This window comes from Comamonas testosteroni, from assembly GCF_030505195.1.
Classification (GTDB): domain Bacteria; phylum Pseudomonadota; class Gammaproteobacteria; order Burkholderiales; family Burkholderiaceae_C; genus Comamonas; species Comamonas testosteroni_G.
Genome location: NZ_CP129672.1, coordinates 4825896 through 4845652, shown reverse-complemented (window position 1 = coordinate 4845652; position 19757 = coordinate 4825896). Strand labels below are relative to the sequence as shown.

Annotated in this window: 1 protein-coding gene; it reads right to left on the bottom strand. The window is 64.9% G+C overall.

Features of this window, described 5'->3' with window-relative positions:
* Nucleotides 1–99 precede the first annotated feature (99 nt).
* Nucleotides 100–19665 (bottom strand): tandem-95 repeat protein, encoded by a 19566-nt coding sequence (locus tag QYQ99_RS22220; RefSeq protein ID WP_302090040.1) that lies wholly within the window; start codon nucleotides 19663–19665, stop codon nucleotides 100–102.
* Between the last annotated feature and the right edge of the window lie 92 nt (nucleotides 19666–19757).

Genomic DNA, 19757 nt, shown 5'->3' with positions numbered 1-19757 from the left:
CAAGCAAGCTCTGAAAACGACCTGACGATCGCGCCCGGGCAAGGCGGCAGAAGACTTGATTTATCAAGCCCTCTGCCGGCCCTTGCCGGAGCCCTCTTATCAGGTGTGGTCGATCTTGAGCTTGCCTTGATCGATCAGTTCCTTGATCAAGGCGTTCTGATCCGCCGTGGTGGTCAACGCGTGCCCCGCCGTGAGGTCCACCCCCTTGAACGTGATCAGCTGATCGTAGTTGGCGCCTGAAGCCCCCAGACTCCCGTCAGTGGAAACCTTGAGCACGGTATCTGCACCACTCTTGGAGAAGTTCAGGAACTTGGACAGATCCGTGCTGCTCTCCTCACCTTGCAGCAGGTCGTGCAGATCCAGTACGTCGCTGCCGTTGGCGTCGGAGCCGCCCTTGCCAAAGTCGTTGATCACATCCTTGGCAGGAGCCGCAGTGGTTCCCTGATCGCCCTTGAGCCACAGGAAAACATCATCTCCTTCGCCGCCAATCAGCGTGTCATCGCCCTTGCCGCCGATCAGCACGTCATTGCCCTTGCCGCCGTCCAGCGTGTCGTTGCCGGAGCCAGCCATCAGGATTTCGCTATCGTTGGTGCCCACCAGGTGGTCACCCGACTGGTAGCTTACTGAGACATTGGCGCTGTCGCTGTGACCGTCGGCGGTCTGGATGGTGTACGTGCTATTCGCGGTAGCACCATCCAGGTTGACCTTGCTGTAGTCGACCGTCATTGTGAGCGTGTAGTTCTCTTCCGCAGTGGAGCCAGTGCCGTTTCCATTGTCGGGAATGTTGACGATGTGGATCTCGTAGTTGCCTGACTGTGTCACCGGGATCGTTCCGCCATCGGCAACGACGGTGTATGGTCCAGTCGAGCCGGCCAGGCGGTACTCCATCCTGATCCAGTTGGGGTTAGTGAAGTTGTGATCTAAGGTCAACACTTCACCGGCGGTCAGCGCAATGAACAGAGTGTCTTGATCGTTGCCATTATTCGCGCCAACTTTGTCCAGATAGCCCTTCACCACCAATTGGGCCCTGTCCGTACCCGCGCCGGTTTTCATAAATTCACTGCGCGCGATTGACAGTTCCTTAGTGTTCTTGCTGGTGATTTCATAAGTTTTCAACGAACTACGCGTGAAGTCCTTGCCTTGATCCCAGCCCGTATTCACAGTGAGCGGACCCATCGTCAGCGCTCCCGTACCGCGCACGTCGTTCGCCAGCAGCGATCCCGATTGCACCGTGAGCTGCGTGCCCAAGATGTTGGTGATGATCTTGTCATTCACCGCATCCGGGGTCTGGTACACCGGCGGCGTCACGTTGACCGTGATGCTGGAGCTAGCCGTGTCGCCGTCGCCGTCCTGCACCGTGAACTGGATGGTGTCGGTGCCGGCCGTCTTCGGCACGTAGCGGTAGTTGCCCAGATTGTCGCCCGCCAGGTCCAGCGTGAACTTGCCATGCGCGGTGGTCACGGTCAGTTCGGACGTGGCTGCGTCGAAGCTATACGTGGCGCCCGAGGTGGCGGTCACCTTGTTGGTTGCGGCATCGTAGTTGTAGGTCTTGCCTTCGATGACCAGCTGCGTGATGCGCGCACCGCTCAGGTCGGCGCCCAGCGTGCCGCCCGAGGCGATGTCGCCGTTGATGGGTGGCGCGATGGTGCCTTCGATCGCCGTGTCGAGACCGTTGAGGTCCTTCACGAGGATCGTGTTGCTGTCTCCGGGCCGGTCAGGGTTATAGGAGATCGGATCGATGTAGCCGCCGGTGGCGCCAGTACCCAGGCCGATGCCATAAGAGTTGATATGGTTGTCCGCGAGGAACTTTTCCCACGTCGCCTGTTGGGCGGAATTGACGGAACGGTTCGAATCGGGTTCTCCGTCGGTGAAGAAGTAGGAGATGTTCTGGACGTTGCCACCCTCCAGCTTGCCCGTGCCAGAGTTGTTCCAGGCATTCATCGCAGTGTCCAGCGCGGTCTGGTAGTTGGTGCCGCCGCCATAACCAAGGCCGCTCACCAGCGCCTTGGCTTCCGCCAGGGACATCCAGCCGCCGCCCTTCTGCGAGGCTGAGGTATTGAACTCCACGATCATCACGCGGACGTCGCCGGCTTCGCCGTACTTGTCGAGCAGGTTGTTGACCGAGGACTTCAGTACCGCCAGGCGCGACAGCTGCGTCCAACCGTTGTACACGCCGCTGCCATAATTCATGCTGCCGGACGTATCCAGCGTCAGCATGATGTTGGTGCCGTGCGAAGACAGCGCCGAGCTTTCCGCGATCGGTTTGAGGCTGGGGGCCGTGTCGGTGATCAGCACGCCCAGGTCGCCCGTTGCCTTGCCGCCGAACTTGTCTTCCACCGCAATCTGGAAGTGGTCCTGCACGTTGGTGTCGTCACCGGTGTGCGCCTGCTGGCCGCTGGTCTGGTAGGTGTAGCTGACCTTGCCGGTCGTCGGGTCGTAGCCGGTCAGCGTCAGCGTGCCTTTGCTGGTCGTCAGCGTGACCGGATTGTTCACCAGGTCGGCCAGACGGTCCAGCGTCAGGGACGCGTCGGCGTTGCCCGGGCCGTCGAGCGTCAGCGACTTCAGGCCTGCGCTCGCGGTGATCGTGAACGTGCCGCTACCGGAGGCCAGAGCTTCCGACACGCTGATGGCGCCCGGCGCAGCGAGGTTGTAGTCCTCGATGTTGACGCTGGGAGCAGGAGGTTCCACACCCGCCACTTCGAAGTGGCCAGCGGTGGAGTCACCGTCGGCATCCGTCACCTTGTAGGTGAAGTCGAGCTTGCCGTCCGCGGTGCCTTGCATGGGCTGGTATTGATAGAACTCCCACTTGCCGGTGGCCGGCGTCAAGCGCATCTCGAAGATGAGATTGCCCGACGGGTCGCGGCCTTCGATCAGATTGCCGTTGCTCAGCGTCGTCGTGATGTTCGCGCCGTCGCGCGTCTTCAGGCCGCCTTCCGCACCCGTCAGTTCCAGACGGCCTGCGCCGTCGGCGCCGTAGCCGTAATTCAGCGTGCCTTCGCCGTAGGCGATGGCCTGGACGGTATTGCTACCCAGGAAGGTGATGCCGGTGACGGTGAAGTCGCTGTTGTCGCTGGACGAGTTCTTGTGGTTGTCCGTGGCCGAAATCACGATCGTGTCGAAACCGCCTTCTTCGACGCGGAAGTTGGCCGCATAGTCGCCGCCGTTCTGGTCGGAGGTGAAGGTGCGTTCGGCGATCAACACGCCATTGCGGTAGAACTTCGCGACGCCGCTTTCCACCTCGCCGCCGTACATGGCGCCGAAATCGATAGTGGCGCCATAGGCAACCTTGCCACCAGTCAGGCGTATGGTCAGTTCTTCGGACGCGCCCTTGCCGTCGGTCGTGTTGCGATAGTCGATTTCATTGGCGATGTTGTGGTACGGCGAGTCCGTGCTTGCGACACCCAGGCCAGACTTGCTTTGGTTGACCATGGCATCGATCAGCGTGACGTCGGATTTGGACGTGAAGCCCTTGGCCGTGACTTCAATCGCGCCATTGCCAAAGGTCATCTTCATCTGGTTGGTGCTGGTCTGGGAACCAGCGAAACTCACCTTGCCCGTGTAGACGTCGGGGATGTTCGTGGTCTGCACCGAGACGGGGTCGTTCGGTTGCACCACCGGCGAGTCGTCCTCGATCGTGATGTTGATGTTGGTGGACACCGCCAGATTGACGCCATCCGACACCTTGACGCCGACCGACAGGCCCAGCGTGTCTTCACGCGAGGTGTCGGGGTGGTCGACCGGAGCCAGCAGCTTCACGTTATAGGCGCCGTTATCGTCGATCTTGATGACGATGGCGTCCGTGCCGCCCGCACGGCCCGTCAGCGTGTGTCCACTGTCGGACAGCGTCCAGACTATGGGCGTTCCGTGGGAGGTCAGGGCGCCATTGGCGGGCGCAACCAGCGTAATGCTGTAGGTAGCGTTGTTGTCGTCGGTGATCGATAGTTGGCCGTTCGCCTGGGGCGAATCGGTCGTATCCGATGTGCCGTTGCTGTCTTTGATGCCACCAGCCAAGCCTTCTTCGGAGACGGCCGTGTCCCCCCCCCCCACGACAGGCGGCTTGTTGATGTCGACGATTGCAGCATTGCCGCTATCGGTGATGCCCGAGGGCAGCGCGGTGCCGCTGGCGGTGGCGCCGGTCAGCGTCGCCGTCAAGGTCATGCTCTCACGGCCTTCGTAGACGCCGTCGGGCGTGGTCGGAACTGTGACCACGATGCCGCCTGTGGTGCCGGCGGGCACCTTGAAGCTGTAGGTGCCGTCGGCGTTGGCAGTGACGGTGACGGACTGGCCGCCGATACTGACAGTGGGAACACCATAGTCAGCCGCAGTGATCTCGCCGCCGAGCTTGAAGGTCAGCGTGGTTTCGGCATCAACTGCCTTGTCCAGGCTGACGTTGAAGTTCGCTGCGTTGCCTTCGATGACATCGCCCGCATCCTTGACATCCAGCTTGGGCACGTCAGCGCCCGGACCTTGGCTGTCGACGATGGCGGCGTTGCCGGTGTCGGTGATGCCGGCGGGCAGATCCACGCCGCTGGCGGTCTTGCCGCTCAGCGTGGCTTCGAGGGTCAGCTTCTCGCTGCCTTCGAAGACGGCGTCGTCGTTGGTCGGAACGGTGACCACGATGCCGCCGGTGGTGCCGGCCGGGACCTGGAAGCTGTAGGTGCCGTTGCCGTTGTTCACCAGGGTGACCGTGGTGCCACCGATGGTGACCACGGGCGTGCCGATGTCGTCGGATTCGATGTCACCGCCCAGCTTGAAGGTGATGGTGGTTGCGGCGTCGACGGCCTTGCCCAGCGTGATGTCGAACGTGGCGTCGGAGCCTTCGTGGACAGTACCTGGATCGGAGACGTCCAGGGTCGGGACGTCAGCGCCCGGACCTTGGCTGTCGACGATGGCGGCGTTGCCGGTGTCGGTGATGCCGGCGGGCAGATCCACGCCGCTGGCGGTCTTGCCGCTCAGCGTGGCTTCGAGGGTCAGCTTCTCGCTGCCTTCGAAGACGGCGTCGTCGTTGGTCGGAACGGTGACCACGATGCCGCCGGTGGTGCCGGCCGGGACCTGGAAGCTGTAGGTGCCGTTGCCGTTGTTCACCAGGGTGACCGTGGTGCCACCGATGGTGACCACGGGCGTGCCGATGTCGTCGGATTCGATGTCACCGCCCAGCTTGAAGGTGATGGTGGTTGCGGCGTCGACGGCCTTGCCCAGCGTGATGTCGAACGTGGCGTCGGAGCCTTCGTGGACAGTACCTGGATCGGAGACGTCCAGGGTCGGGACGTCAGCGCCCGGACCTTGGCTGTCGACGATGGCGGCGTTGCCGGTGTCGGTGATGCCGGCGGGCAGATCCACGCCGCTGGCGGTCTTGCCGCTCAGCGTGGCTTCGAGGGTCAGCTTCTCGCTGCCTTCGAAGACGGCGTCGTCGTTGGTCGGAACGGTGACCACGATGCCGCCGGTGGTGCCGGCCGGGACCTGGAAGCTGTAGGTGCCGTTGCCGTTGTTCACCAGGGTGACCGTGGTGCCACCGATGGTGACCACGGGCGTGCCGATGTCGTCGGAGGCGATGTCACCGCCCAGCTTGAAGGTGATGGTGGTTGCGGCGTCGACGGCCTTGCCCAGCGTGATGTCGAACGTGGCGTCGGAGCCTTCGTGGACAGTACCTGGATCGGAGACGTCCAGGGTCGGGACGTCAGCGCCCGGACCTTGGCTGTCGACGATGGCGGCGTTGCCGGTGTCGGTGATGCCGGCGGGCAGATCCACGCCGCTGGCGGTCTTGCCGCTCAGCGTGGCTTCGAGGGTCAGCTTCTCGCTGCCTTCGAAGACGGCGTCGTCGGTGGTCGGAACGGTGACCACGATGCCGCCGGTGGTGCCGGCCGGGACTTGGAAGCTGTAGGTGCCGTTGCCGTTGTTCACCAGGGTGACCGTGGTGCCACCGATGGTGACCACGGGCGTGCCGATGTCGTCGGAGGCGATGTCACCGCCCAGCTTGAAGGTGATGGTGGTTGCGGCGTCGACGGCCTTGCCCAGCGTGATGTCGAACGTGGCGTCGGAGCCTTCGTGGACAGTACCTGGATCGGAGACGTCCAGGGTCGGGACGTCAGCGCCCGGACCTTGGCTGTCGACGATGGCGGCGTTGCCGGTGTCGGTGATGCCGGCGGGCAGATCCACGCCGCTGGCGGTCTTGCCGCTCAGCGTGGCTTCGAGGGTCAGCTTCTCGCTGCCTTCGAAGACGGCGTCGTCGGTGGTCGGAACGGTGACCACGATGCCGCCGGTGGTGCCGGCCGGGACCTGGAAGCTGTAGGTGCCGTTGCCGTTGTTCACCAGGGTGACCGTGGTGCCACCGATGGTGACCACGGGCGTGCCGATGTCGTCGGATTCGATGTCACCGCCCAGCTTGAAGGTGATGGTGGTTGCGGCGTCGACGGCCTTGCCCAGCGTGATGTCGAACGTGGCGTCGGAGCCTTCGTGGACAGTACCTGGATCGGAGACGTCCAGGGTCGGGACGTCAGCGCCCGGACCTTGGCTGTCGACGATGGCGGCGTTGCCGGTGTCGGTGATGCCGGCGGGCAGATCCACGCCGCTGGCGGTCTTGCCGCTCAGCGTGGCTTCGAGGGTCAGCTTCTCGCTGCCTTCGAAGACGGCGTCGTCGTTGGTCGGAACGGTGACCACGATGCCGCCGGTGGTGCCGGCCGGGACCTGGAAGCTGTAGGTGCCGTTGCCGTTGTTCACCAGGGTGACCGTGGTGCCACCGATGGTGACCACGGGCGTGCCGATGTCGTCGGATTCGATGTCACCGCCCAGCTTGAAGGTGATGGTGGTTGCGGCGTCGACGGCCTTGCCCAGCGTGATGTCGAACGTGGCGTCGGAGCCTTCGTGGACAGTACCTGGATCGGAGACGTCCAGGGTCGGGACGTCAGCGCCCGGACCTTGGCTGTCGACGATGGCGGCGTTGCCGGTGTCGGTGATGCCGGCGGGCAGATCCACGCCGCTGGCGGTCTTGCCGCTCAGCGTGGCTTCGAGGGTCAGCTTCTCGCTGCCTTCGAAGACGGCGTCGTCGTTGGTCGGAACGGTGACCACGATGCCGCCGGTGGTGCCGGCCGGGACCTGGAAGCTGTAGGTGCCGTTGCCGTTGTTCACCAGGGTGACCGTGGTGCCACCGATGGTGACCACGGGCGTGCCGATGTCGTCGGAGGCGATGTCACCGCCCAGCTTGAAGGTGATGGTAGTTGCGGCGTCGACGGCCTTGCCCAGCGTGATGTCGAACGTGGCGTCGGAGCCTTCGTGGACAGTACCTGGATCGGAGACGTCCAGGGTCGGGACGTCAGCGCCCGGACCTTGGCTGTCGACGATGGCGGCGTTGCCGGTGTCGGTGATGCCGGCGGGCAGATCCACGCCGCTGGCGGTCTTGCCGCTCAGCGTGGCTTCGAGGGTCAGCTTCTCGCTGCCTTCGAAGACGGCGTCGTCGGTGGTCGGAACGGTGACCACGATGCCGCCGGTGGTGCCGGCCGGGACCTGGAAGCTGTAGGTGCCGTTGCCGTTGTTCACCAGGGTGACCGTGGTGCCACCGATGGTGACCACGGGCGTGCCGATGTCGTCGGATTCGATGTCACCGCCCAGCTTGAAGGTGATGGTGGTTGCGGCGTCGACGGCCTTGCCCAGCGTGATGTCGAACGTGGCGTCGGAGCCTTCGTGGACAGTACCTGGATCGGAGACGTCCAGGGTCGGGACGTCAGCGCCCGGACCTTGGCTGTCGACGATGGCGGCGTTGCCGGTGTCGGTGATGCCGGCGGGCAGATCCACGCCGCTGGCGGTCTTGCCGCTCAGCGTGGCTTCGAGGGTCAGCTTCTCGCTGCCTTCGAAGACGGCGTCGTCGTTGGTCGGAACGGTGACCACGATGCCGCCGGTGGTGCCGGCCGGGACCTGGAAGCTGTAGGTGCCGTTGCCGTTGTTCACCAGGGTGACCGTGGTGCCACCGATGGTGACCACGGGCGTGCCGATGTCGTCGGAGGCGATGTCACCGCCCAGCTTGAAGGTGATGGTAGTTGCGGCGTCGACGGCCTTGCCCAGCGTGATGTCGAACGTGGCGTCGGAGCCTTCGTGGACAGTACCTGGATCGGAGACGTCCAGGGTCGGGACGTCAGCGCCCGGACCTTGGCTGTCGACGATGGCGGCGTTGCCGGTGTCGGTGATGCCGGCGGGCAGATCCACGCCGCTGGCGGTCTTGCCGCTCAGCGTGGCTTCGAGGGTCAGCTTCTCGCTGCCTTCGAAGACGGCGTCGTCGGTGGTCGGAACGGTGACCACGATGCCGCCGGTGGTGCCGGCCGGGACCTGGAAGCTGTAGGTGCCGTTGCCGTTGTTCACCAGGGTGACCGTGGTGCCACCGATGGTGACCACGGGCGTGCCGATGTCGTCGGATTCGATGTCACCGCCCAGCTTGAAGGTGATGGTGGTTGCGGCGTCGACGGCCTTGCCCAGCGTGATGTCGAACGTGGCGTCGGAGCCTTCGTGGACAGTACCTGGATCGGAGACGTCCAGGGTCGGGACGTCAGCGCCCGGACCTTGGCTGTCGACGATGGCGGCGTTGCCGGTGTCGGTGATGCCGGCGGGCAGATCCACGCCGCTGGCGGTCTTGCCGCTCAGCGTGGCTTCGAGGGTCAGCTTCTCGCTGCCTTCGAAGACGGCGTCGTCGTTGGTCGGAACGGTGACCACGATGCCGCCGGTGGTGCCGGCCGGGACCTGGAAGCTGTAGGTGCCGTTGCCGTTGTTCACCAGGGTGACCGTGGTGCCACCGATGGTGACCACGGGCGTGCCGATGTCGTCGGATTCGATGTCACCGCCCAGCTTGAAGGTGATGGTGGTTGCGGCGTCGACGGCCTTGCCCAGCGTGATGTCGAACGTGGCGTCGGAGCCTTCGTGGACAGTACCTGGATCGGAGACGTCCAGGGTCGGGACGTCAGCGCCCGGACCTTGGCTGTCGACGATGGCGGCGTTGCCGGTGTCGGTGATGCCGGCGGGCAGATCCACGCCGCTGGCGGTCTTGCCGCTCAGCGTGGCTTCGAGGGTCAGCTTCTCGCTGCCTTCGAAGACGGCGTCGTCGGTGGTCGGAACGGTGACCACGATGCCGCCGGTGGTGCCGGCCGGGACCTGGAAGCTGTAGGTGCCGTTGCCGTTGTTCACCAGGGTGACCGTGGTGCCACCGATGGTGACCACGGGCGTGCCGATGTCGTCGGATTCGATGTCACCGCCCAGCTTGAAGGTGATGGTGGTTGCGGCGTCGACGGCCTTGCCCAGCGTGATGTCGAACGTGGCGTCGGAGCCTTCGTGGACAGTACCTGGATCGGAGACGTCCAGGGTCGGGACGTCAGCGCCCGGACCTTGGCTGTCGACGATGGCGGCGTTGCCGGTGTCGGTGATGCCGGCGGGCAGATCCACGCCGCTGGCGGTCTTGCCGCTCAGCGTGGCTTCGAGGGTCAGCTTCTCGCTGCCTTCGAAGACGGCGTCGTCGTTGGTCGGAACGGTGACCACGATGCCGCCGGTGGTGCCGGCCGGGACCTGGAAGCTGTAGGTGCCGTTGCCGTTGTTCACCAGGGTGACCGTGGTGCCACCGATGGTGACCACGGGCGTGCCGATGTCGTCGGAGGCGATGTCACCGCCCAGCTTGAAGGTGATGGTGGTTGCGGCGTCGACGGCCTTGCCCAGCGTGATGTCGAACGTGGCGTCGGAGCCTTCGTGGACAGTACCTGGATCGGAGACGTCCAGGGTCGGGACGTCAGCGCCCGGACCTTGGCTGTCGACGATGGCGGCGTTGCCGGTGTCGGTGATGCCGGCGGGCAGATCCACGCCGCTGGCGGTCTTGCCGCTCAGCGTGGCTTCGAGGGTCAGCTTCTCGCTGCCTTCGAAGACGGCGTCGTCGTTGGTCGGAACGGTGACCACGATGCCGCCGGTGGTGCCGGCCGGGACCTGGAAGCTGTAGGTGCCGTTGCCGTTGTTCACCAGGGTGACCGTGGTGCCACCGATGGTGACCACGGGCGTGCCGATGTCGTCGGATTCGATGTCACCGCCCAGCTTGAAGGTGATGGTGGTTGCGGCGTCGACGGCCTTGCCCAGCGTGATGTCGAACGTGGCGTCGGAGCCTTCGTGGACAGTACCTGGATCGGAGACGTCCAGGGTCGGGACGTCAGCGCCCGGACCTTGGCTGTCGACGATGGCGGCGTTGCCGGTGTCGGTGATGCCGGCGGGCAGATCCACGCCGCTGGCGGTCTTGCCGCTCAGCGTGGCTTCGAGGGTCAGCTTCTCGCTGCCTTCGAAGACGGCGTCGTCGTTGGTCGGAACGGTGACCACGATGCCGCCGGTGGTGCCGGCCGGGACCTGGAAGCTGTAGGTGCCGTTGCCGTTGTTCACCAGGGTGACCGTGGTGCCACCGATGGTGACCACGGGCGTGCCGATGTCGTCGGATTCGATGTCACCGCCCAGCTTGAAGGTGATGGTGGTTGCGGCGTCGACGGCCTTGCCCAGCGTGATGTCGAACGTGGCGTCGGAGCCTTCGTGGACAGTACCTGGATCGGAGACGTCCAGGGTCGGGACGTCAGCGCCCGGACCTTGGCTGTCGACGATGGCGGCGTTGCCGGTGTCGGTGATGCCGGCGGGCAGATCCACGCCGCTGGCGGTCTTGCCGCTCAGCGTGGCTTCGAGGGTCAGCTTCTCGCTGCCTTCGAAGACGGCGTCGTCGTTGGTCGGAACGGTGACCACGATGCCGCCGGTGGTGCCGGCCGGGACCTGGAAGCTGTAGGTGCCGTTGCCGTTGTTCACCAGGGTGACCGTGGTGCCACCGATGGTGACCACGGGCGTGCCGATGTCGTCGGATTCGATGTCACCGCCCAGCTTGAAGGTGATGGTGGTTGCGGCGTCGACGGCCTTGCCCAGCGTGATGTCGAACGTGGCGTCGGAGCCTTCGTGGACAGTACCTGGATCGGAGACGTCCAGGGTCGGGACGTCAGCGCCCGGACCTTGGCTGTCGACGATGGCGGCGTTGCCGGTGTCGGTGATGCCGGCGGGCAGATCCACGCCGCTGGCGGTCTTGCCGCTCAGCGTGGCTTCGAGGGTCAGCTTCTCGCTGCCTTCGAAGACGGCGTCGTCGTTGGTCGGAACGGTGACCACGATGCCGCCGGTGGTGCCGGCCGGGACCTGGAAGCTGTAGGTGCCGTTGCCGTTGTTCACCAGGGTGACCGTGGTGCCACCGATGGTGACCACGGGCGTGCCGATGTCGTCGGAGGCGATGTCACCGCCCAGCTTGAAGGTGATGGTGGTTGCGGCGTCGACGGCCTTGCCCAGCGTGATGTCGAACGTGGCGTCGGAGCCTTCGTGGACAGTACCTGGATCGGAGACGTCCAGGGTCGGGACGTCAGCGCCCGGACCTTGGCTGTCGACGATGGCGGCGTTGCCGGTGTCGGTGATGCCGGCGGGCAGATCCACGCCGCTGGCGGTCTTGCCGCTCAGCGTGGCTTCGAGGGTCAGCTTCTCGCTGCCTTCGAAGACGGCGTCGTCGTTGGTCGGAACGGTGACCACGATGCCGCCGGTGGTGCCGGCCGGGACCTGGAAGCTGTAGGTGCCGTTGCCGTTGTTCACCAGGGTGACCGTGGTGCCACCGATGGTGACCACGGGCGTGCCGATGTCGTCGGATTCGATGTCACCGCCCAGCTTGAAGGTGATGGTGGTTGCGGCGTCGACGGCCTTGCCCAGCGTGATGTCGAACGTGGCGTCGGAGCCTTCGTGGACAGTACCTGGATCGGAGACGTCCAGGGTCGGGACGTCAGCGCCCGGACCTTGGCTGTCGACGATGGCGGCGTTGCCGGTGTCGGTGATGCCGGCGGGCAGATCCACGCCGCTGGCGGTCTTGCCGCTCAGCGTGGCTTCGAGGGTCAGCTTCTCGCTGCCTTCGAAGACGGCGTCGTCGTTGGTCGGAACGGTGACCACGATGCCGCCGGTGGTGCCGGCCGGGACCTGGAAGCTGTAGGTGCCGTTGCCGTTGTTCACCAGGGTGACCGTGGTGCCACCGATGGTGACCACGGGCGTGCCGATGTCGTCGGAGGCGATGTCACCGCCCAGCTTGAAGGTGATGGTGGTTGCGGCGTCGACGGCCTTGCCCAGCGTGATGTCGAACGTGGCGTCGGAGCCTTCGTGGACAGTACCTGGATCGGAGACGTCCAGGGTCGGGACGTCAGCGCCCGGACCTTGGCTGTCGACGATGGCGGCGTTGCCGGTGTCGGTGATGCCGGCGGGCAGATCCACGCCGCTGGCGGTCTTGCCGCTCAGCGTGGCTTCGAGGGTCAGCTTCTCGCTGCCTTCGAAGACGGCGTCGTCGTTGGTCGGAACGGTGACCACGATGCCGCCGGTGGTGCCGGCCGGGACCTGGAAGCTGTAGGTGCCGTTGCCGTTGTTCACCAGGGTGACCGTGGTGCCACCGATGGTGACCACGGGCGTGCCGATGTCGTCGGATTCGATGTCACCGCCCAGCTTGAAGGTGATGGTGGTTGCGGCGTCGACGGCCTTGCCCAGCGTGATGTCGAACGTGGCGTCGGAGCCTTCGTGGACAGTACCTGGATCGGAGACGTCCAGGGTCGGGACGTCAGCGCCCGGACCTTGGCTGTCGACGATGGCGGCGTTGCCGGTGTCGGTGATGCCGGCGGGCAGATCCACGCCGCTGGCGGTCTTGCCGCTCAGCGTGGCTTCGAGGGTCAGCTTCTCGCTGCCTTCGAAGACGGCGTCGTCGTTGGTCGGAACGGTGACCACGATGCCGCCGGTGGTGCCGGCCGGGACCTGGAAGCTGTAGGTGCCGTTGCCGTTGTTCACCAGGGTGACCGTGGTGCCACCGATGGTGACCACGGGCGTGCCGATGTCGTCGGATTCGATGTCACCGCCCAGCTTGAAGGTGATGGTGGTTGCGGCGTCGACGGCCTTGCCCAGCGTGATGTCGAACGTGGCGTCGGAGCCTTCGTGGACAGTACCTGGATCGGAGACGTCCAGGGTCGGGACGTCAGCGCCCGGACCTTGGCTGTCGACGATGGCGGCGTTGCCGGTGTCGGTGATGCCGGCGGGCAGATCCACGCCGCTGACGGTCTTGCCGCTCAGCGTGGCTTCGAGGGTCAGCTTCTCGCTGCCTTCGAAGACGGCGTCGTCGTTGGTCGGAACGGTGACCACGATGCCGCCGGTGGTGCCGGCCGGGACCTGGAAGCTGTAGGTGCCGTTGCCGTTGTTCACCAGGGTGACCGTGGTGCCACCGATGGTGACCACGGGCGTGCCGATGTCGTCGGATTCGATGTCACCGCCCAGCTTGAAGGTGATGGTAGTTGCGGCGTCGACGGCCTTGCCCAGCGTGATGTCGAACGTGGCGTCGGAGCCTTCGTGGACAGTACCTGGATCGGAGACGTCCAGGGTCGGGACGTCAGCGCCCGGACCTTGGCTGTCGACGATGGCGGCGTTGCCGGTGTCGGTGATGCCGGCGGGCAGATCCACGCCGCTGGCGGTCTTGCCGCTCAGCGTGGCTTCGAGGGTCAGCTTCTCGCTGCCTTCGAAGACGGCGTCGTCGGTGGTCGGAACGGTGACCACGATGCCGCCGGTGGTGCCGGCCGGGACCTGGAAGCTGTAGGTGCCGTTGCCGTTGTTCACCAGGGTGACCGTGGTGCCACCGATGGTGACCACGGGCGTGCCGATGTCGTCGGATTCGATGTCACCGCCCAGCTTGAAGGTGATGGTGGTTGCGGCGTCGACGGCCTTGCCCAGCGTGATGTCGAACGTGGCGTCGGAGCCTTCGTGGACAGTACCTGGATCGGAGACGTCCAGGGTCGGGACGTCAGCGCCCGGACCTTGGCTGTCGACGATGGCGGCGTTGCCGGTGTCGGTGATGCCGGCGGGCAGATCCACGCCGCTGGCGGTCTTGCCGCTCAGCGTGGCTTCGAGGGTCAGCTTCTCGCTGCCTTCGAAGACGGCGTCGTCGTTGGTCGGAACGGTGACCACGATGCCGCCGGTGGTGCCGGCCGGGACCTGGAAGCTGTAGGTGCCGTTGCCGTTGTTCACCAGGGTGACCGTGGTGCCACCGATGGTGACCACGGGCGTGCCGATGTCGTCGGATTCGATGTCACCGCCCAGCTTGAAGGTGATGGTGGTTGCGGCGTCGACGGCCTTGCCCAGCGTGATGTCGAACGTGGCGTCGGAGCCTTCGTGGACAGTACCTGGATCGGAGACGTCCAGGGTCGGGACGTCAGCGCCCGGACCTTGGCTGTCGACGATGGCGGCGTTGCCGGTGTCGGTGATGCCGGCGGGCAGATCCACGCCGCTGGCGGTCTTGCCGCTCAGCGTGGCTTCGAGGGTCAGCTTCTCGCTGCCTTCGAAGACGGCGTCGTCGGTGGTCGGAACGGTGACCACGATGCCGCCGGTGGTGCCGGCCGGGACCTGGAAGCTGTAGGTGCCGTTGCCGTTGTTCACCAGGGTGACCGTGGTGCCACCGATGGTGACCACGGGCGTGCCGATGTCGTCGGATTCGATGTCACCGCCCAGCTTGAAGGTGATGGTGGTTGCGGCGTCGACGGCCTTGCCCAGCGTGATGTCGAACGTGGCGTCGGAGCCTTCGTGGACAGTACCTGGATCGGAGACGTCCAGGGTCGGGACGTCAGCGCCCGGACCTTGGCTGTCGACGATGGCGGCGTTGCCGGTGTCGGTGATGCCGGCGGGCAGATCCACGCCGCTGGCGGTCTTGCCGCTCAGCGTGGCTTCGAGGGTCAGCTTCTCGCTGCCTTCGAAGACGGCGTCGTCGTTGGTCGGAACGGTGACCACGATGCCGCCGGTGGTGCCGGCCGGGACCTGGAAGCTGTAGGTGCCGTTGCCGTTGTTCACCAGGGTGACCGTGGTGCCACCGATGGTGACCACGGGCGTGCCGATGTCGTCGGAGGCGATGTCACCGCCCAGCTTGAAGGTGATGGTGGTTGCGGCGTCGACGGCCTTGCCCAGCGTGATGTCGAACGTGGCGTCGGAGCCTTCGTGGACAGTACCTGGATCGGAGACGTCCAGGGTCGGGACGTCAGCGCCCGGACCTTGGCTGTCGACGATGGCGGCGTTGCCGGTGTCGGTGATGCCGGCGGGCAGATCCACGCCGCTGGCGGTCTTGCCGCTCAGCGTGGCTTCGAGGGTCAGCTTCTCGCTGCCTTCGAAGACGGCGTCGTCGTTGGTCGGAACGGTGACCACGATGCCGCCGGTGGTGCCGGCCGGGACCTGGAAGCTGTAGGTGCCGTTGCCGTTGTTCACCAGGGTGACCGTGGTGCCACCGATGGTGACCACGGGCGTGCCGATGTCGTCGGATTCGATGTCACCGCCCAGCTTGAAGGTGATGGTGGTTGCGGCGTCGACGGCCTTGCCCAGCGTGATGTCGAACGTGGCGTCGGAGCCTTCGTGGACAGTACCTGGATCGGAGACGTCCAGGGTCGGGACGTCAGCGCCCGGACCTTGGCTGTCGACGATGGCGGCGTTGCCGGTGTCGGTGATGCCGGCGGGCAGATCCACGCCGCTGGCGGTCTTGCCGCTCAGCGTGGCTTCGAGGGTCAGCTTCTCGCTGCCTTCGAAGACGGCGTCGTCGTTGGTCGGAACGGTGACCACGATGCCGCCGGTGGTGCCGGCCGGGACCTGGAAGCTGTAGGTGCCGTTGCCGTTGTTCACCAGGGTGACCGTGGTGCCACCGATGGTGACCACGGGCGTGCCGATGTCGTCGGATTCGATGTCACCGCCCAGCTTGAAGGTGATGGTGGTTGCGGCGTCGACGGCCTTGCCCAGCGTGATGTCGAACGTGGCGTCGGAGCCTTCGTGGACAGTACCTGGATCGGAGACGTCCAGGGTCGGGACGTCAGCGCCCGGACCTTGGCTGTCGACGATGGCGGCGTTGCCGGTGTCGGTGATGCCGGCGGGCAGATCCACGCCGCTGGCGGTCTTGCCGCTCAGCGTGGCTTCGAGGGTCAGCTTCTCGCTGCCTTCGAAGACGGCGTCGTCGTTGGTCGGAACGGTGACCACGATGCCGCCGGTGGTGCCGGCCGGGACCTGGAAGCTGTAGGTGCCGTTGCCGTTGTTCACCAGGGTGACCGTGGTGCCACCGATGGTGACCACGGGCGTGCCGATGTCGTCGGATTCGATGTCACCGCCCAGCTTGAAGGTGATGGTGGTTGCGGCGTCGACGGCCTTGCCCAGCGTGATGTCGAACGTGGCGTCGGAGCCTTCGTGGACAGTACCTGGATCGGAGACGTCCAGGGTCGGGACGTCAGCGCCCGGACCTTGGCTGTCGACGATGGCGGCGTTGCCGGTGTCGGTGATGCCGGCGGGCAGATCCACGCCGCTGGCGGTCTTGCCGCTCAGCGTGGCTTCGAGGGTCAGCTTCTCGCTGCCTTCGAAGACGGCGTCGTCGTTGGTCGGAACGGTGACCACGATGCCGCCGGTGGTGCCGGCCGGGACCTGGAAGCTGTAGGTGCCGTTGCCGTTGTTCACCAGGGTGACCGTGGTGCCACCGATGGTGACCACGGGCGTGCCGATGTCGTCGGAGGCGATGTCACCGCCCAGCTTGAAGGTGATGGTGGTTGCGGCGTCGACGGCCTTGCCCAGCGTGATGTCGAACGTGGCGTCGGAGCCTTCGTGGACAGTACCTGGATCGGAGACGTCCAGGGTCGGGACGTCAGCGCCCGGACCTTGGCTGTCGACGATGGCGGCGTTGCCGGTGTCGGTGATGCCGGCGGGCAGATCCACGCCGCTGGCGGTCTTGCCGCTCAGCGTGGCTTCGAGGGTCAGCTTCTCGCTGCCTTCGAAGACGGCGTCGTCGTTGGTCGGAACGGTGACCACGATGCCGCCGGTGGTGCCGGCCGGGACCTGGAAGCTGTAGGTGCCGTTGCCGTTGTTCACCAGGGTGACCGTGGTGCCACCGATGGTGACCACGGGCGTGCCGATGTCGTCGGAGGCGATGTCACCGCCCAGCTTGAAGGTGATGGTAGTTGCGGCGTCGACGGCCTTGCCCAGCGTGATGTCGAACGTGGCGTCGGAGCCTTCGTGGACAGTACCTGGATCGGAGACGTCCAGGGTCGGGACGTCAGCGCCCGGACCTTGGCTGTCGACGATGGCGGCGTTGCCGGTGTCGGTGATGCCGGCGGGCAGATCCACGCCGCTGGCGGTCTTGCCGCTCAGCGTGGCTTCGAGGGTCAGCTTCTCGCTGCCTTCGAAGACGGCGTCGTCGTTGGTCGGAACGGTGACCACGATGCCGCCGGTGGTGCCGGCCGGGACCTGGAAGCTGTAGGTGCCGTTGCCGTTGTTCACCAGGGTGACCGTGGTGCCACCGATGGTGACCACGGGCGTGCCGATGTCGTCGGAGGCGATGTCACCGCCCAGCTTGAAGGTGATGGTAGTTGCGGCGTCGACGGCCTTGCCCAGCGTGATGTCGAACGTGGCGTCGGAGCCTTCGTGGACAGTACCTGGATCGGAGACGTCCAGGGTCGGGACGTCAGCGCCCGGATTGGGGTTGCCCGGATCCGTGCTTTCGGTGTCGACGATTACGGCATTACCCGAGTCGGAGATGCCGGACGGCAGCGTGCCGCTGGACGTTTCCCCGGTCAAGGTAGCCGTGAGCGTCATCTGCTCACGGCCTTCAAAGACGGCGTCGTCGTGGGTCGGAACCGTGACCACGATGCCTCCCGTGGTGCCAGCGGGAAGCGTGAAGCTGTAAGTGCCGTCGGCATTCGCTGTGACCTGGACGGTCTGGCCCCCGATGGTGACCGTCGGCGCTCCGTGATCGGCCGTTTCGATCTGGCCGTCCAGCTTGAGCGTGACCGTGGTGTCCTTGTCAAGGTCGACCGTGTTTTGCAGGCTGATGTTGAACGTGGCCGAGGAACCTTCGTTCACGTCACCGGCGTCGGAGACGGTAACCGTGGGTACGTCGAGGACCGGCGTGACACCGATATTGATGATCGAAGTGGCTTTGCCGCCATTGCCGTCGTCGACGATGACCGTGAACTGGTCAGGACCGTTGTAATTCTCGTTCGGCGTGTAGGTATATTCACCCGTGGTCGGGTTGAACACCAGCGTGCCATTCTCCGGCTGCTTGTCGACCGTGTAGGTCAGGTTGTCGCCGTCGACGTCGGTGCCGACGACCTTGCCGCTAACGGGCTGTTCCTCGGGCGTCGTATGCTCATAATTGGGAACCAGCGGTGCGTCATTGACCGGGGTGACGCCGATCTCGATGACGGAAGTGGTCTTGCCGCCGTGGCCGTCATCGACGATGACCGTGAACTGATCGGGGCCGTTATAGTTTTCGTTCGGCGTGTAGGTGTACTCGCCGGTGGTCTGATTGAATTCCAGCTTGCCATGCTCGGGCTGCTTGTCGACCGTGTAGGTCAGCGTGTCACCATCGGGATCGGTGCCGGTGACCTTGCCGCTGACGGGCTGGTCTTCCGGCGTGGAGTGCTGATAGTTGGGCGCCACGGGCAGATCGTTGGCGCCGGTGATAGTGACGGTGATGGTCTGAGTCGCTGTGCCGCCGTGACTGTCGTCGACGGTCACGGTGATGGTATCGTTGACCTTCTGACCTTCGGCCAGGGCCTGGACCTTGGGGTCGTCGTTGTTCAGCACATAGGTCCACTCGCCGTTCTGGTCAACCGAGAAGTTGCCGTACTGGCCCTTACCTTCGTTGCTGACGCTCCAGCTGTGGGTATCGGTGATGTCGACATCGGCCACATCGAGCTTGCCAGTGACCACCGACACGCCGTCTTCGGCCAAAGCTCCATCGGCCTTGCCGGTGAGGACAGGATCGTCGTTGGTGCCAACGATGGTGACAGTCAATGTCGCGGAAGAATTGGCGCCGTCTTTATCGACCAGGGTATACGTAAAAGTTTCGACCAGGGTCTCACCTACACCCAATGCCTGCACAACATTCAAGCTGCTATCAAGCTGATAGCTATAGCTGCCATCGGAATTGAGGGTAATCTTGCCGTACTGCCCTTGATCTGCGCCGACCAGAACAACTCGATGCTCTGTCAGAGTCCCTTCACCCAACCTGTCGTTGGCGAGCACATTGCCTTGCAAGGCAGATACGGCATCTTCGAAGATCGCACCCGAATCAGCACTGGCCTGAGGAATGCTTGTGGCAGGCTGGATCGGTGTAACTTGATCCGTGCTGTCCGCCAAAGCGCTCACCCCACTAAAAAGTGGAAGCACCGTAGTCGCTGGTACAGAACGTCCGTACTCCAGCGCCAGCGGCGACACTGCTTCAATGATGCTGGAAAGACGCACAAAAGTGCTGCCGCCCTCGCTGCCGCCGGACAATGTGGCCGCCGTGGGATCGAGCTCATCGAACGGATCCTGGCCGGCATTGATGGCCGCAATGATCTGGTCAATCTGCGCATTCGCGGGGCTCGCCACAGCCGCCTCTTCCACGGTTGGCGGCTGGACCAGGTCCGCAGTGAGATGCACGTCCTGGTTCTCGCCCACCATCAGCGGTGGCTGGCCATCCGCCTGCAACTGCACGGTGCTGCCGGAAGCCGTCACTATCTCGGCATCGGCGGGGATACGCATGCCTTCATGGAGCACCGTCAGATTGCCATCAGGACCACGCATCCAAGCCTGGCCAGTGAGTTTGGTAACGAGAACGGTTTGAGCTGCCATGAGGTTCTGCCTATCCAGTCAGATTAAAAAGTGAAGGTGCACAGAGGCACCTCTCCAATATTCCAGCCGACATGGTAGGAGCCAAGACCCCG

Coding starts and splice junctions, on each gene's coding strand:
- QYQ99_RS22220 (WP_302090040.1), bottom strand. CDS start 19,665: ATGGCAGCTCAAACCGTTCTCGTTACCAAACTCACTGGCCAGGCTTGG.